Source organism: Peribacillus sp. N1, assembly GCF_054600815.1.
The window spans coordinates 230,715-245,816 of the sequence record NZ_BAAHZO010000002.1 but is presented as its reverse complement, the minus strand read 5'-3'; the positions used below and the strand labels follow the sequence as shown (position 1 = coordinate 245,816).

Genomic DNA, 15,102 nt, shown 5'->3' with positions numbered 1-15,102 from the left:
ACTATGAGAAAAATAATTGTCGGTTCTAGACGTAGTAAATTAGCGATCACCCAAACTAACTGGGTTATCGATCAACTTAAAGAGCTTGGGGTCCCATACGATTTCGAGGTGAAGGAAATTGTCACAAAGGGTGACCAAATCCTTGATGTAACACTTTCCAAGGTAGGCGGAAAGGGCTTATTCGTTAAAGAAATCGAACAAGCGATGCTGGATAAAGAAATTGATATGGCTGTACATAGTATGAAAGATATGCCAGCAGTGCTGCCTCCAGGCTTGACGATTGGCTGCATACCACCGAGGGAGGACCATCGGGATGCCTTGATTTCAAAAAATCATGAAAACCTTTCCGAACTGAAGCCGGGTTCCATCATAGGTACAAGCAGCTTGCGCCGTGGCGCGCAAATATTGGCTAGAAGGCCGGACCTTGAAATTAAATGGATTCGCGGTAATATCGATACCCGTCTGAATAAGCTGAAAACGGAAGATTATGATGCTATCATTTTAGCTGCTGCCGGACTATCAAGAATGGGTTGGGAGAAAGACATCGTAACGGAATTTTTAGATGAAGATATTTGCATTCCGGCAGTTGGACAAGGAGCACTTTCCATTGAGTGCCGTGAAGACGACAAAGAGCTGCTGGCGGAACTTGCTAAATTGACCTGTGAAAAAACTAAAAGAACGGTTGAAGCGGAACGTGCCTTTTTGGATAAAATGGAAGGCGGATGCCAGGTACCGATTGCCGGATTTGCGGTGGCAAAAGATAATGGATCCGTTTCCTTGACGGCTTTGGTCGCTGCCCCGGATGGAAAGGTGATTTATAAAGAAATGGTTGAGGGAACCGATCCCGAGGCGGTTGGGCATGCTGCTGCCAAACAGATTAGCGAAATGGGCGGTAAAGAATTGATCGATCGCGTAAAAGAAGAGCTTGATCAGTAATGAATCCCTTTCAACCTCTTAAGGATTATCAGGTATTAATCACCAGAGGGAAAGGACAGGCAGATGGTTTAAAAGAGTCGATCGAAAAAAATGGCGGAACGCCGCTTCTTGTGCCATTGCTTGAGTTCACTCTTCCTGATCATTTGGAAGATGTACAACAGCGGTTAGATGAGTTACTTACATATGACTGGATCATTTTGACCAGTCAAAATGGGGTGGATTTCTTCTTTAAGCTTCTTGGTAACCAGCCTTTAAAGCTTCCGAAAATAGCCGTAATCGGCTCCAAAACAGAAGCGGCCCTGAAACGGCTTGGATATAAGGCGGATTTCGTTCCAACTCAGTTTGTTGCCGAAGGGTTCGTGGCGGAGTTCAATGCCATGCTTGATAAAGGGTCCCGCGTGTTGCTGGCAAAAGGAAATCTCGCAAGGGCGGTTATTGCGGAGGCAATCAATGAAGCTGGTGCATCCTGTGATGAAGTGATTATTTATCATACCGTGCTTCCTCGAAGCAGTGAAAAAAAACTGGTGCAGCTTATAAGGAACGACGATATCGACATCATAACCTTTACGAGTTCATCGACGGTCAATCATTTTTTACAGATCATGAAACGCCATGAATTGGATACATACATAGACCGGATCATCATCGCCTGCATCGGGCCGATTGCCGCTAAAACGGCTGAAAAACATGGGCTATCCGTCGATGTCTGTCCAGAAGTTTATACGACGGATGCCATGGTTGCTGAGTTAATACGCTTCATTTTGAAAAGAAGTAAAAAGGAGGAACTTTAAAATGAAAAACATTCCATTCAATCGCCACCGTCGCTTGCGTGCAAGTGCCGGCATGAGGGCTTTAGTCCGTGAAACACAATTACATAAAGAGGATTTGATCTATCCGATCTTCGTTATCGACGGAGAAAATGTGAAAAATGAGATCAACTCCATGCCAGGGATCTATCAGCTATCCATGGATAATCTGGGGGCCGAAATGGATGAAGTCGTGAGTCTGGGCATTAAATCAGTCATTTTATTCGGTGTCCCTTTTGATCATGATAAAGACGAACAGGGTACAGGGGCATTTCACCATAACGGACTTGTGCAAGAAGCAACCCGTTTTATTAAAAAACAATATCCCGATGTTATTGTCATAGCGGATACCTGCCTATGTGAGTATACAAGCCATGGCCATTGCGGGGTCGTAGAAGGGGAAAAAATCCTCAATGACGCTTCACTTGACCTTCTTGCCAAAACGGCAATCAGCCAGGCAGAGGCCGGCGCCGATATCATTGCACCTTCCAACATGATGGACGGTTTTGTTGCGGCCATCCGTGCAGGTCTGGATGAAGCGGGTTATGAAGATATCCCAATCATGTCCTATGCGGTGAAATATGCTTCGGCTTTTTACGGCCCATTCCGTGATGCCGCAAATGGTGCGCCGCAATTCGGCGACAGGAAAACTTACCAAATGGATCCCGCCAATCGCCTTGAAGCATTCCGTGAAGCTGAATCCGATGTTGCTGAAGGTGCGGACTTCCTAATCGTGAAACCGGCCCTTTCCTACATGGACATCATCAGGGACGTTAAAAATAACTTTAATCTTCCGATCGTTTCCTATAATGTCAGCGGTGAATATTCAATGGTTAAGGCAGCTGCCCAAAATGGCTGGATTGATGAAAAAGCGATAGTGATGGAAATGCTGACAGGCTTGAAACGCGCAGGTTCCGACTTGATCATTACGTATTTTTCAAAAGAGGTAGCACGCTGGATAAACGAAGATAATCAATGATATAAAAATATAACCTGTAATGGAAAAAGGGGATTGAATCATGCGGTCATATGAAAAATCGAAAAAAGCGTTTGCTGAAGCAAAAAATTTGATGCCAGGCGGCGTGAACAGCCCGGTACGTGCCTTCAAATCTGTGGACATGGATCCCATTTTCATGGAGCGCGGAAAAGGCTCAAAAATGTATGATATCGATGGAAATGAATATATCGACTATGTTCTTTCATGGGGACCGCTTATCCTGGGTCACACGAATGACCGTGTCGTGGAATCATTGAAAAAGGTAGCGGAATCAGGCACAAGCTTTGGGACCTCGACACTGATTGAGAATGAACTGGCCAAGCTGGTCATTGAACGGGTGCCTTCGATTGAAATGATCCGTATGGTATCTTCAGGCACGGAAGCGACGATGAGTGCACTAAGGTTGGCACGAGGCATTACAGGCCGTGATAAAATCCTGAAATTCGAAGGCTCCTATCATGGACATGGCGATTCCTTGCTGATCAAGGCGGGTTCCGGCGTTGCGACATTAGGTTTACCGGATAGCCCGGGAGTACCGGAAGGCATTGCAAAAAATACGATTACCGTAGCATATAATGATCTAGCTGCGACCAAATACGCATTTGAACAATTTGGCGAAGACATTGCCTGTATCATCGTAGAACCTGTTGCAGGGAACATGGGTGTGGTTCCGCCACAACCTGGTTTCCTCGAAGGCTTACGTGAAGTGACCACCCAATACGGGGCTCTATTGATCTTTGACGAAGTTATGACAGGGTTCCGTGTCGGCTATAATTGTGCACAAGGCTATTTTGGCATCGTACCTGATTTGACTTGCCTTGGGAAAGTTATTGGCGGCGGCTTGCCTGTAGGAGCGTTCGGAGGCAAGCGAGAATTCATGGAACAAATTGCCCCGAGTGGGACAATCTATCAAGCGGGAACATTGTCGGGTAACCCTCTTGCCATGACGGCCGGTCTTGAAACGCTGAGCCAATTGACTCCAGAATCTTATGATGAGTTTACCCGAAAAGGGGATATGCTCGAAAAAGGTATTGGGGAAGCAGCGAAAAAGTACGGAGTCCCGTATACATTCAACCGTGCCGGTTCCATGATTGGACTTTTCTTTACGAATGAAGAAGTGGTAAACTATGATACAGCAAAAACATCCGATTTAGAGTTCTTTGCTTCTTACTATAGGGAAATGGCGAATCAAGGCATCTACTTGCCGCCGTCACAGTTTGAAGGTTTATTCCTTTCCACTGCACATAGTGATGAAGATATCGAAAAGACCATTACAGCGGCAGAACAGGCTTTTGCAAAATTAAAAAAATGATGCAAGGCTTCACGAACTACCGATAAATTGAATAATGATAACTTTGAACTGGCTGCCATTTTCCAAGAACTTTTGGAGAAGGGCAGCCAGTTTTTTTGAATTCAATCAGTACGTGGAAAGTCGAATTAATGGTTTCATTCAGGATTTTCATGCCCATTGTTACAATCCCTTATGATTTTAGCCTGAAATATTTGAATCCCTTCTTTTTAAAAGGTTCAGGAAATAAAAGGTCTCGAGTGTGGCATATGAAATTAAGGAATAATCGGCTTCCTTCCTTCATAGATTGATATTGGTATAGGTACCGTTTCCTGAAGCTGAAAGGAGGAGTTGTTTTTGTCGCAAGAAAATGAATCGTATTTACGATTTTCTTTAGAGGAATCCGTTTGGTTCCAGAAGGGACAGGAAGTGGCTGAGCTATATTCCATTTCGCTTGATCCAAATGTGACGATTCAAGAAAGTGACCAATATGTTTTTATACGAGGCTCGTTGGATTTAAGCGGTGAATATAAAGACTCGCAAAATGGTGAAGAAGAGGAGTTTTCGCAGACCTTTTTGCCAAAAGCGGTTCAAAAGGTCGAGAGGCATCTCAATGGACTAAATGAGTTCACACACCGTTTTCCGGTTGACATAACGATTCCGAATAATCGGATTGCCTCATTGGATGAGGTCGATGTCTCGATTCAAAGCTTTGATTATGCCCTGCCAGAGCATAACTGTTTGAAATTGCAGGCGGATCTTTTGATAACCGGAATCTATAATGATTCATATGTGGAAGAACGGTTCGATACGGAGCAGGAAGTTGGGGAAACAGAGGAACAAGAAGAAACGGATGGGGAAAATGAGTCGTATATTCCTTATGCGGCTGCAGTGCCGCCGATTCCGGACTTTCAGCCTGTTTTCCGTGATGAGGAGGAAGAAGAGTTATACGCGCCCTTTTCTGCAGAGTCAAAACGAGTTTCTGAAGCAAATGAAGAAGAGGAAAAGGAGCCGATTTATTTAAGCGATCAGCATAGTGCCCCAGTTTTTGAAATTCCCGTTTCACCATATCCTGAAGAGGAGGAGTGGGAAACGGAAGTGCATAGACAGGAAGAAGCTGAAGCTGTAGAGGAAGAAGTTATTGGAGATCCGTCTGACCCAACGGATAAGGTACCTTCCATGGAAGAGGGGAAACTGGAGGAAGAACCAAGCAGGCAGGATCCAGTGGAGAAGATAGAGGTTCCTAGAGTGACATTGAAAGAAGAAGTAGAAGAAGTAGAAGAAGAAGTAGTAGAAGAGCCAAGTCAAGCAGCCATCCATCAAAATAGCCCTGTTTCCAATTTAGAAACCGAGGAGGTCATACGGCAGGAGGAGGATGGCGTTGCAGCGGGTCCTATTCTAAATGAACATGTAAAGGTGGAGCAGGAAGAGGAATCTCATTCGTCCTTAAGCGATCTATTCAAAAAGAGGGAAAGACCTGCGCCACCGGCTAAGGAGGTTAAGAATTTCAAAGGCAGGAAACAAGCCGCAGAACGTGATGATAAAGAAACGGCCGATCATGGTGAGAAGCAGCCTTCCATCATGGATTTATTCGGACGGAAACAGGAAGAAGAACTGGTAAGGATGAAAGTTTGCATTGTTCAGCAAGGGGAAACGCTTGATGACTTGGCTCAACGATATGATGTTACGGTTCAATCGATACTTTTCAGCAATGAATTGGAGTCGAATCAAAACGTTCATGAAGGGCAAGTCATCTATATACCGAAGGCGGTTGCATATAAGAATTGATCGGGACAGAGAGCAGAGCATATGGTCTGCTCCTGTTTTTTAGGTGCTGGAGAATCTTTAGTTTTTTAGAGAAAGTGAGTGAGTCTCGTGAGGGAAAACGAGAATCAGCAGCCTGCCAATCTGAATCGGGACACGGAAACCGTATTGAAGGAATATGCCATGTATGTACAATATATCGAGGACTTCGGGCGTGTGAAAAAAGTGTACAGTGATCGCGGTACATTTGCTTTGAAATCGATGTTACCGCAGAACGGCATTGATTTTATCAAAAATGTTCAAAAACTGTACCATCGCGGCTATAATCGGATCGTTCCGATTTATCAAACGATGGATCAGCGTTACGCCGTTCTTCATAATGGCCGTTTGTATTACCTGATGCCCTGGCTCAATAATGAGGGGGACGGGGAGCGCGATGAAAAACATAAGCAAATGTTCAGGGAGCTTGCTCGGATGCATACACTTTCCGTTAAGGAAATACAAGTGGATATTGAGGAAAGGGAAGCCCATTATGAGCGGACGCTTGATGCCTGGAATAACGAGAAGGACTTTATGGATGAGTATATTGTCAGCTGTGAAAAGAAGTGGTATATGTCTCCATTCGAAATGACGGTTTGTTCTTTCTACACTGATATTTCACAGGCGCTGAAGTACTCGATCAAGAAGTTTGAAACCTGGTATGAAAAAACGAAGGATAGTGAAAAGGTGCGAACCGTGGTCACGCACGGAAAGGTTTCTTTGAAGCATTTCGTTTATGATGAGCGGGGGTATGGCTACTTCATCAATTTTGAGAATTCGAATACGGCTCCGCCGCATTTCGATTTACTGCCATTTCTCGTTAAATCGGCCAGGACCTATCCTGTCCAATGCAATGACTGCGTTGACTGGCTATATAACTATTTTCGTTATTTTCCGTTGAAGGAAGAAGAATTGCTGCTCATGCAAAGTTATCTGGCATTCCCTGGATCAGCTTTGGAATTAGTGAAGAGTTATTCCGATGGCAGGGTCCATCGTTCAGAGCTTGAAAATGTTACTCAACTGCAGCGGCAATTTTGGCTTCTGAAAAATATTGAATATATGGTGATGAAAATCGAAGAGATCGAACAGCAGAAAAAGGCTGCTGCCGAGGCTGCCAAAGAAGAACAATCACCTCCAAGCTAAATATACATGATTGGATTATCTCCAGTCATGTATATTTTTTTGCTGTAAGGGAATAATTATATCCATTCGAAATATAAAGACATGGCCAGGAAAATAAATGCGATTAGCAGGAGCATATCGAAGAAAGTCGGAAAAATCAACGTGCGTAATCCTTGGAATACGATAAAGGGGACGATGAACTGCTGGCAGACACCGCGGAATTTCTTCATCCAAGGCGGTAAAGTATAGGGAGTATATCTTCGCTTCATATTATTACCTTCCTTTTTAGGACTTCTTATATTCTATGGGTGGGCAGTGGAAAAGGTGATAAAGCCGTCACATTCACTGTTCCTGGAGGATAAAATAAAGAAAACGACCTTGAATGTATCAAATGGGATGATTCCTGGGAAAGTAAGCGAAAAGATGATTGACTGGAGCCCCATATTTTTTGTACTATATACTATATGCATTCAATGAATTTACATATGAATATAAATCAATGCAAAGACCGGAAATAGTAAGATGATATGCACTTTTCAGAGAGGAAACCAAATTGGTGCGAGGTTTCCAGGAAGCAGCATCCGAAGTCGTCCGCGAGCAGTCTTCGTGAACCTCTTAGTAGCGAAGGCCGGTGAAGAGCCGTTATCCGATTTGAGAGCCGAAAGAGTTTTTTTCTTTTTCGGAAAAAAGGTGGCACCGCGAACAACTTCCTTCGTCCTTTTGTGATGATGGAAGTTTTTTTTATGCCTAAAAAGGAGGAAATGATATGGAAGAGAACCAAATTTCTATGCCGACTAAATATGATCCGCAGACGATAGAGAAAGGCCGCTACAAATGGTGGCTTGATGGAAAGTTTTTCGAAACGACGGGTGACGATAAAAAAGAACCATACACGATTGTCATCCCGCCGCCTAACGTGACAGGTAAGCTTCATCTTGGTCACGCTTGGGATACGACACTTCAAGATATTTTGACACGCATGAAAAGAATGCAGGGCTATGATGTTTTATGGTTGCCGGGCATGGACCATGCCGGTATCGCCACTCAAGCGAAAGTAGAACAGAAACTTCGTGCGGAAGGCGTGAGCCGTTATGACCTTGGACGTGAAAAATTCGTAGAAGAGACATGGAAATGGAAAGAGGAATATGCGAGCCATATCCGTGAACAATGGTCAAAGCTGGGTCTTGGACTTGATTATACACGTGAACGCTTCACTCTTGATGAGGGGCTTTCAAAAGCTGTGCGCGAAGTGTTCGTTTCGCTTTATAACAAGGGCTTGATTTATCGCGGCGAATACATCATCAACTGGGATCCATCGACGAAAACGGCTTTATCCGATATCGAGGTTATTTACAAAGATGTGCAGGGCGCATTTTACCATATGAAATATCCGTTGGTTGACGGATCAGGTGAAATCGAAATTGCCACCACCCGTCCAGAAACGATGCTTGGTGATACTGCTGTTGCTGTACATCCTGAAGATGACCGTTATAAACACTTGATCGGCAAAATGGTCCGATTGCCAATTACAGGCCGGGAAATTCCGATTGTCGGTGATGATTATGTCGATATGGAATTCGGTTCAGGCGCGGTCAAAATTACTCCGGCTCATGACCCGAATGATTTCGAAATCGGGAACCGTCACGATTTGGAGCGCATCCTTGTCATGCATGAAGATGGCTCGATGAATGAAAAGGCTGGTAAATATGAAGGCATGGACCGGTTTGAATGCCGGAAACAAATCGTCAAAGACCTTCAGGAAGAAGGAGTACTCTTCAAAATCGAAGATCACCTTCACTCAGTTGGACATTCAGAGAGAAGCGGTGCTGTTGTTGAACCATATCTTTCGACGCAATGGTTCGTTAAAATGCAGCCGCTGGCTGATGCATCCGTTGAGCTTCAAAAAGGATCCGATGAGGAAAAAGTTCATTTCGTACCGGATCGTTTCGAAAAGACGTACCTGCATTGGATGGAAAATATCCGTGACTGGTGCATTTCCCGTCAGCTTTGGTGGGGTCACCGCATTCCAGCCTGGTACCATAAAGAAACAGGTGAAGTGTATGTAGGTCACGAAGAGCCTGCGGACGCTGAAAACTGGGAACAAGATACGGATGTTCTGGATACATGGTTCAGCTCGGCATTATGGCCGTTCTCGACTATGGGCTGGCCTGACAAGGACAGTATCGATTTCCAACGTTACTATCCAACCGGGGCACTTGTGACAGGCTATGATATCATATTCTTCTGGGTATCACGGATGATTTTCCAAGCTCTTGAGTTCACGGGTGAACGACCATTTGAAGATGTGCTGATCCACGGACTCGTTCGTGACGAACAGGGGCGCAAGATGAGTAAATCGCTTGGCAATGGTGTCGATCCGATGGATGTCATCGATCAATACGGTGCCGATTCACTGCGTTACTTCTTGTCCACTGGCAGCTCGCCAGGACAGGATCTTCGTTACAGCACGGAAAAAGTGGAAGCGGTCTGGAACTTCTCCAATAAGATTTGGAACGCATCCCGTTTTGCTTTGATGAACATGAATGGCATGACTTATGACGAAATCGATTTAAGCGGTGAGAAGTCTGTAGCCGATAAATGGATCTTGACGCGCTTGAATGAAACGATTTCCAACGTAACCAGACTTGCGGACCGTTATGAGTTTGGTGAAGTGGGCCGTGTGCTATACAACTTCATTTGGGATGACTTCTGTGACTGGTATATTGAAATGGCGAAGCTTCCGCTATATGGCGAAGACGAAGCAGCGAAGAAAACGACGCGCTCGATCTTGGCTTATGTACTGGATAACACGATGAGATTGTTACACCCGTTCATGCCTTTCATTACCGAAGAGATCTGGCAGAACCTTCCGCATCAAGGTGAGTCCATCACTGTTGCCGCTTGGCCGGAAGTGAATGAAGGATTGACAGATACAGCTGCAGCCGAGGAAATGAAGCTGCTTGTTGAAATCATCCGCTCCGTACGTAATATCCGTGCTGAGGTGAACACACCGCTAAGCAAAAAAATCAATTTGATTTTAAAAGCGAAAGATGAGTCAATCTTAGAGACGTTACAGAAAAACAGCAGCTATATCGAGCGTTTCTGTAATCCTGAACAATTGACGATCGGAATTGAAGTCGAGGAACCTGCTCAAGCCATGACAGCTGTCGTAACTGGCGTAGAACTGATCCTTCCGCTGACAGGACTGATCAATATTGACGAAGAAGTGAAACGTCTTGAAAAAGAACTCGACAAACTTAATAAAGAAGTTGAGCGTGTACAGAAAAAACTAGGCAACGAGGGCTTCGTCAAAAAGGCGCCGGCAAGCGTCATCGAAGAAGAACGTGCCAAGGAAAAAGACTATAGCGAAAAACGCGACTCTGTAATCCACAGGATCAGCGAACTGAAACAACTGTAAAACAAAAGGATGAACCAGCTTTATGCCGGTTCATCCTTTTTGTGCTTCGTTAGGAGGATATTCTTTCTTTTATGAATGTGAGGTACTCCGATACGATATTCATATCACTTAATGCACTTAATGTCCGGCTGCCGACGACATCCTCGATTTCGTTGAGCATGGGGCTGCCATCTTCGGCAAATATGAAATCGATTCCGACCAGGCCGAAATCAAACGACTTCATTACTTTTTCGACAAGGGCTAATTCAGCTGCAGATAGCTCATATAGTGAAGCCGATCCGCCAAGCGTATAATTTGCCTTGAAACTTGAAGCGGACTCCCTAAGTACAGCAGCCTTCACTTTTTTTCCAATTACAAAAACGCGGATATCTTTACCGAATAAGCCGGTTTTTTGGACAATCCAATTTCCATCTTTCAGTATGGCAAGATCATCGGCATGTTGTATTAGATATACTTGTTTCCCGCCGCGTCCACTTGTTTCTTTAGCAATGAAAGGGAACTCCATGTCATCGGCACTCGGTCTTCCGTTACAATATACGGTATCGGCCATTGGAATCCCAAGCGAGGACATATATTGGTGCGTCTTTGCTTTGTCATTCGCGATTTCCGATACGAAGGAGGAGTTAAAGCAAGCAATCCCCAGTTGCTCAAGCTGCTTTGTAAAAAAAGGATCGATGGTCCGGACGATAGCGAAGTCTGGCAATGAAATTGGCTGCGTCCCATGTTCCACGTACAACTCGTTGAAACGATGACCGATCCTAAGGTCTTCCCGAAAGTGAAAGTGTAAATCAAGATCAAGCTTACTGGCTTCCTCAAGCATCCAATCTATGTATCCTTTGTTTTTCAAGGCATCCTCACGGTTATAAATCAACCAGCCTGCTTGTTTTTTCATCAGATGCACTTCCTTTTCCTAATTCTTTCAAGATATAATCGAACATGCTTTCAGCGATGTTGATGCCTGTACATTCATAAATATTCAGTAAATGCGAATTCGAATTCACTTCGCACAAAAGCGGACCTTCTTCACCGAACAACAAATCGACGCCAGCGAAGTCGGCACCCAGGATTTGCGCACATCGGATGGCAAGTTGTGCTTCTTCATTGGTGGGTATATATGGTGCAGCCTGCCCTCCGGCAGTCATATTAGCTCGGAAGTCTTGCTCCGAATGGCGTTGCATCGCTGCTATGACTTGATTGCCCACGACATTCACACGAATATCCCGACCTTTACTGTGCTCGATGAATTCCTGGATTATAAATGGTTTGTGGCCAAGATTACGGATCGTCTTTAGTAACTCATCCTCTGTTTGGATCAAATATACTTGCTCCCCAAAAGAACCGTATGCTTCCTTAACGATAAGCGGATACCCAAGCTCATTGCCGATTTGGATAAAAGCATCCATATTGACCCTTTCAATCCCTTCGTATGTAAAAGGGGGAAATAAGGTTTTCGGCATTGGTATGCCATGCCCGGTTAATGCTTGATGTGTTTTTGCTTTACTGTCGCAAATATCGATCGCTTTACTGCTGTTATAAACGGGGATGCCGAGCAATTCCAAATGGCGTGCCAAATGAATGTCTTTATCCATGAACAGAACAAAATCAGGAAGCTTATCAAAAGCTCCTTTAAGCAGCGGCACTCCTTTTTCGATTATGGGAATGAGATCTGAATTACGGATAAGAGTTGCCATGATATCTTTCCTTTCAGCCGCCTCTTTAATGAACAAAGCTAAACTGGAAAACTTATCATGCTGTAAATAGCCGTTAACGACAATCCAACAGTGGTAATCTGAAGGTTTCATGGTAAAACACTACCTTTCATCTAGGTTAATCGTTCATATATTGATAAAATAATCTTAACGCATAAGAGCGGTATAAAGAAAGAGGAGGCACAACGATAATGGTAACGACCATGAAAGAAATCAATCATTTTTTTGAACGGCGCCAAGTTCAATTGGGCATGAATTTTGGCCTATCACGGATGGAAGCATTGTTAACTGAATTAGGAGACCCGCATGAGGAGCTACAATATATTCATATTGCAGGATCTAACGGGAAAGGATCAACACTGCAATATATTAAAGAGATCCTACTTGCCCAAGGGATTCGGGTCGCTTCCTTCACATCACCTTATTTAATACGGATGAATGAACAGCTCAAGATTAATGAAGATGAAATCAGTGATAAGGATTTTATCGCTGTCTTCCGTGAGCTTTGGCCGATTATACAAGAGATGGACAGTAAAGGGGACGGTCCCACTCAGTTCGAAATTTTGACTGCGGTGGCATTTTCTTATTTTAGCAAAAAGGAAGTGGATTTGGTTTTGATGGAAACCGGTTTGGGAGGCAGGCTCGATACAACGAATGTCATCCAGCCGTTTCTTTCGATCATTACCTCGATTTCTTTGGAACATACGAGCATCCTGGGTAACACACTTGGGGAAATTGCTTTTGAGAAGGCTGGCATCATTAAAAGCGGGGCGCCGATCATCAGCGGAGTCACAGCCGGGGAACCAGCAAAAGTAATTGAAGAAAAAGCGTCATCATTAGGGGTACCTTATTACCAATTAGGTAAAGACTTTCATATAGGCAATATAAAGCAAAGTGAACGAGGGCAAAGTTTCTCATTTTCGCTTGCCGACAGGTACATCGAAAATGTGGAAATGCGGATGCTAGGACGTCATCAAATGGAGAATGCGGCACTGGCCATTGCTGCTGTCACATTAGGAATGGAAAATATCGATAAAAAAAGCATCCTTAAAGGAATAGGAGAAGCGAAATGGGATGGCCGCTTTGAAAAAATATCGGATGAGCCGTTGGTGATCATCGATGGTGCACATAATCCTGCCGGCATCGACGTGCTGAAGGAAACGCTAAAAGTGCATTACCCCGACTATAAGTACCGATTCGTATTCAGTTCATTTAAAGATAAAAATTATTCCGAGATGCTTCATGGACTGGAAACTGAAGCGATGGAAATCATCATTACCGAATTCGACCATGAACGGGCGGCGGATGCGAAAACGCTATATGAAAAATGCAGTCATCCCAATAAACGGATAAACAAGGATTGGCAGGAGGCGATTACGGAAGGCAGAAGGAAAACAGGGGAAAAAGAGATTCTTGTCATCACAGGGTCGCTCCATTTCCTTTCACTTGTGAGGGAGTTCCTAATCAGAGAAGATGCCTAAAGGGATGTGCCTTTACCGGTGGACTAATTATTTTTCCCGATTGTTGAGAAATGAGGCGCTTTATCATGGAAACCAAAGCTTAAGAACCAACGGTAAGCCATATTTGTTTCTACTTCTTCAATTGTAGAATTGAACGAATACAGAAGGTAAATTGACTGAAAGTCAGTTTGGCTAATATAACTGGATCAATACTTGGGCTTCCATTCTCTGAATACCTATCTTTCACCAAATCATAAATGAAAGCAAACACGATTTTCATCGAGTTTGTCTACAGTCTGAAAGGACCTTTTCAAAGGTCCTTTTTCCTTGTTAACAGAGCCGTTTGAAAAGAAAAAACTCTAATAGGGTGATTGATAACAAATCACCAAGTATTTTTGTTAAAATATGTTTATATATTGATTCTACATGATTGATGAATAGTAGGATCTACTTAATGAAATGATGGGAGGAATGAATGATCATGAAGAGCCCCAGTGATGATTACATAGCGGAAGGGACTTTTTTATTAGGGTTTCATAGAAAAGCAATCGAATCCTCATGCACTTTGTATAAATGATGGCTATCCATATCTATCTCTTCGTCTTCGGCTTAATTTTAGGCTCATTCTTTAACGTTGTCGGTTTAAGTGTTCCAGCTGGTCAGACATTTGCGAATCGTCGCTCCGCCTGCCCTTCTTGCGGGCGTACATTGACATTCTTCGAGTTGATGCCGGTTATTTCCTATATGTTGCAAGACGGAAAATGCCGGGGCTGTAAAGCAAGGATTTCCCCCCTTTATCCGATAGTGGAAATGCTGACTGGTGTTTTGTTTGCCTCTGCTCCCATATTCCTTGGCTGGTCGAGCGAACTCTTGGTTGGCTTGGCATTGATTTCATTATTTATGATCATCTTCGTGACTGATGTCGCCTATATGCTCATACCAGATAAAATACTGCTTTTCTTTACGGTGATTTTTATCGTTTTAAGAGTCTCATTTCCACTGTCGCCCTGGTGGGATTCAATTGTCGGGGCAGTGGTGGGCTTTAGCCTGCTGTTATTAATCGCAGTCGTGAGTCAGGGTGGCATGGGTGGCGGTGATATCAAGCTATTTGCAGTGATTGGCTTTGTACTGGGACTGAAGATGATGCTGTTATCGTTTCTTTTTGCGTGCTTTTATGGGGCATTCGTGGGCTTCATCGGATTGCTGAGCGGAATCCTAAAAAAGAAAACACTTATTCCTTTCGGTCCGTATATCGTTTTTGGGACATTGACTGCTTATTTTTGGGGCGATTCCCTTCTGCATTGGTATGTAACTTTTTTAAGATGAGCTTAAAGAACCAACCTGATCCAAGAGGAATTTGTCAAAAATCACTTGAACAATAGCTCAGTAGGGAACTATCCCCAATTGGCTGCAAGTGAAGCTGGCATGAAAGAGTGATGTATGTAATTGGTGAGAGGCGATATTGAATGGTTTGTGAACCAGAAGTACCAGTACCTGGAATTCTATTTTCGTCACCCATATATGAATAGGGAAATTTGACGAAACCTATTAATGACAAGACGA

The 15,102-nt window shown here is 43.9% G+C and carries 12 protein-coding genes, 1 pseudogene and 1 other annotated feature; of the genes and pseudogenes, 9 read left to right on the top strand and 4 right to left on the bottom strand.

What is annotated here, in order from left to right; translation table 11 throughout:
- Positions 1–3 precede the first annotated feature (3 nt).
- The 6 genes from hemC (at position 4) to ysxE (ending at position 6,973) form a co-directional block, all read left to right on the top strand.
- Entirely contained in the window at positions 4–936 is a 933-nt protein-coding gene (gene hemC / locus ACYP5M_RS09630; protein ID WP_101222805.1) for a hydroxymethylbilane synthase, read from the top strand.
- Positions 936–1,727: a uroporphyrinogen-III synthase gene (locus ACYP5M_RS09625; protein ID WP_101222804.1), complete on the top strand. Its 792-nt coding sequence runs from the start codon at positions 936–938 to the stop codon at positions 1,725–1,727. Before hemC ends, ACYP5M_RS09625 begins: the two co-directional genes overlap by 1 nt.
- Before the next feature lies 1 nt (position 1,728).
- Positions 1,729–2,721, top strand: coding sequence for a porphobilinogen synthase (gene hemB / locus ACYP5M_RS09620; protein WP_260358251.1), 993 nt, complete (start codon positions 1,729–1,731; stop codon positions 2,719–2,721).
- A 40-nt stretch (positions 2,722–2,761) separates the two neighbouring features.
- Complete coding sequence (gene hemL / locus ACYP5M_RS09615; RefSeq protein ID WP_230176788.1) at positions 2,762–4,051, top strand: glutamate-1-semialdehyde 2,1-aminomutase; 1,290 nt, start codon at positions 2,762–2,764, stop codon at positions 4,049–4,051.
- A 333-nt stretch (positions 4,052–4,384) separates the two neighbouring features.
- The gene (locus ACYP5M_RS09610; protein ID WP_459734987.1) at positions 4,385–5,815 is read left to right on the top strand and encodes a LysM peptidoglycan-binding domain-containing protein; all 1,431 of its coding nucleotides are present in this window, start codon (positions 4,385–4,387) and stop codon (positions 5,813–5,815) included.
- An 87-nt stretch (positions 5,816–5,902) separates the two neighbouring features.
- On the top strand, positions 5,903–6,973 hold the full coding sequence (gene ysxE, locus ACYP5M_RS09605) for a spore coat protein YsxE (RefSeq protein ID WP_434167501.1): 1,071 nt from the start codon (positions 5,903–5,905) through the stop codon (positions 6,971–6,973).
- Positions 6,974–7,029: 56 nt separating this feature from the next.
- Here the strand turns inward: ysxE and ACYP5M_RS09600 are convergent, their stop codons facing one another.
- Positions 7,030–7,221: a hypothetical protein gene (locus ACYP5M_RS09600; protein WP_101222799.1), complete on the bottom strand. Its 192-nt coding sequence runs from the start codon at positions 7,219–7,221 to the stop codon at positions 7,030–7,032.
- Positions 7,222–7,447: 226 nt separating this feature from the next.
- Positions 7,448–7,675: a binding site (T-box leader), on the top strand.
- 43 nt (positions 7,676–7,718) lie between these two features.
- On the opposite strand from ACYP5M_RS09600, the gene ACYP5M_RS09595 reads away from it, so the two are divergent.
- Positions 7,719–10,370, top strand: a complete 2,652-nt coding sequence (locus ACYP5M_RS09595; protein WP_101222797.1) for a valine--tRNA ligase — start codon at positions 7,719–7,721, stop codon at positions 10,368–10,370.
- Between the two features lie 49 nt (positions 10,371–10,419).
- On the opposite strand, the gene ACYP5M_RS09590 is transcribed toward ACYP5M_RS09595, so the two are convergent.
- Both ACYP5M_RS09590 and ACYP5M_RS09585 read right to left on the bottom strand, forming a co-directional pair.
- Positions 10,420–11,262: an ATP-grasp domain-containing protein gene (locus ACYP5M_RS09590; protein WP_459734986.1), complete on the bottom strand. Its 843-nt coding sequence runs from the start codon at positions 11,260–11,262 to the stop codon at positions 10,420–10,422.
- Positions 11,231–12,172 (bottom strand): ATP-grasp domain-containing protein, encoded by a 942-nt coding sequence (locus ACYP5M_RS09585; RefSeq protein ID WP_101222795.1) that lies wholly within the window; start codon positions 12,170–12,172, stop codon positions 11,231–11,233. The genes ACYP5M_RS09590 and ACYP5M_RS09585 overlap by 32 nt, the downstream gene beginning before the upstream one ends.
- 98 nt (positions 12,173–12,270) lie before the next feature.
- Here ACYP5M_RS09585 and ACYP5M_RS09580 point away from each other — a divergent pair, with 98 nt between their 5' ends.
- A complete protein-coding gene (locus tag ACYP5M_RS09580) occupies positions 12,271–13,560 on the top strand; it encodes a bifunctional folylpolyglutamate synthase/dihydrofolate synthase (RefSeq protein ID WP_459734985.1) in 1,290 nt (429 codons plus the stop codon).
- A 29-nt stretch (positions 13,561–13,589) separates the two neighbouring features.
- Here the strand turns inward: ACYP5M_RS09580 and ACYP5M_RS09575 are convergent.
- A pseudogene (locus ACYP5M_RS09575) lies at positions 13,590–13,813 on the bottom strand (transposase); the annotation flags it as partial.
- A 299-nt stretch (positions 13,814–14,112) separates the two neighbouring features.
- Here ACYP5M_RS09575 and ACYP5M_RS09570 point away from each other — a divergent pair.
- Positions 14,113–14,865 carry a prepilin peptidase gene (locus ACYP5M_RS09570; protein WP_459734984.1) on the top strand — a complete coding sequence of 251 codons (753 nt, stop codon included), beginning with the start codon at positions 14,113–14,115 and terminating at the stop codon, positions 14,863–14,865.
- Positions 14,866–15,102 lie beyond the last annotated feature (237 nt).

Excerpts from the sequence above, each read along its gene's own strand:
- hemC (WP_101222805.1), top strand. The coding sequence starts at position 4 with ATGAGAAAAATAATTGTCGGTTCTAGACGTAGTAAATTAGCGATCACC.
- ACYP5M_RS09625 (WP_101222804.1), top strand. The coding sequence starts at position 936 with ATGAATCCCTTTCAACCTCTTAAGGATTATCAGGTATTAATCACCAGA.
- hemB (WP_260358251.1), top strand. The coding sequence starts at position 1,729 with ATGAAAAACATTCCATTCAATCGCCACCGTCGCTTGCGTGCAAGTGCC.
- hemL (WP_230176788.1), top strand. The coding sequence starts at position 2,762 with ATGCGGTCATATGAAAAATCGAAAAAAGCGTTTGCTGAAGCAAAAAAT.
- ACYP5M_RS09600 (WP_101222799.1), bottom strand. The coding sequence starts at position 7,221 with ATGAAGCGAAGATATACTCCCTATACTTTACCGCCTTGGATGAAGAAA.
- ACYP5M_RS09595 (WP_101222797.1), top strand. The coding sequence starts at position 7,719 with ATGGAAGAGAACCAAATTTCTATGCCGACTAAATATGATCCGCAGACG.
- ACYP5M_RS09590 (WP_459734986.1), bottom strand. The coding sequence starts at position 11,262 with ATGAAAAAACAAGCAGGCTGGTTGATTTATAACCGTGAGGATGCCTTG.
- ACYP5M_RS09585 (WP_101222795.1), bottom strand. The coding sequence starts at position 12,172 with ATGAAACCTTCAGATTACCACTGTTGGATTGTCGTTAACGGCTATTTA.
- ACYP5M_RS09580 (WP_459734985.1), top strand. The coding sequence starts at position 12,271 with ATGGTAACGACCATGAAAGAAATCAATCATTTTTTTGAACGGCGCCAA.
- ACYP5M_RS09570 (WP_459734984.1), top strand. The coding sequence starts at position 14,113 with ATGATGGCTATCCATATCTATCTCTTCGTCTTCGGCTTAATTTTAGGC.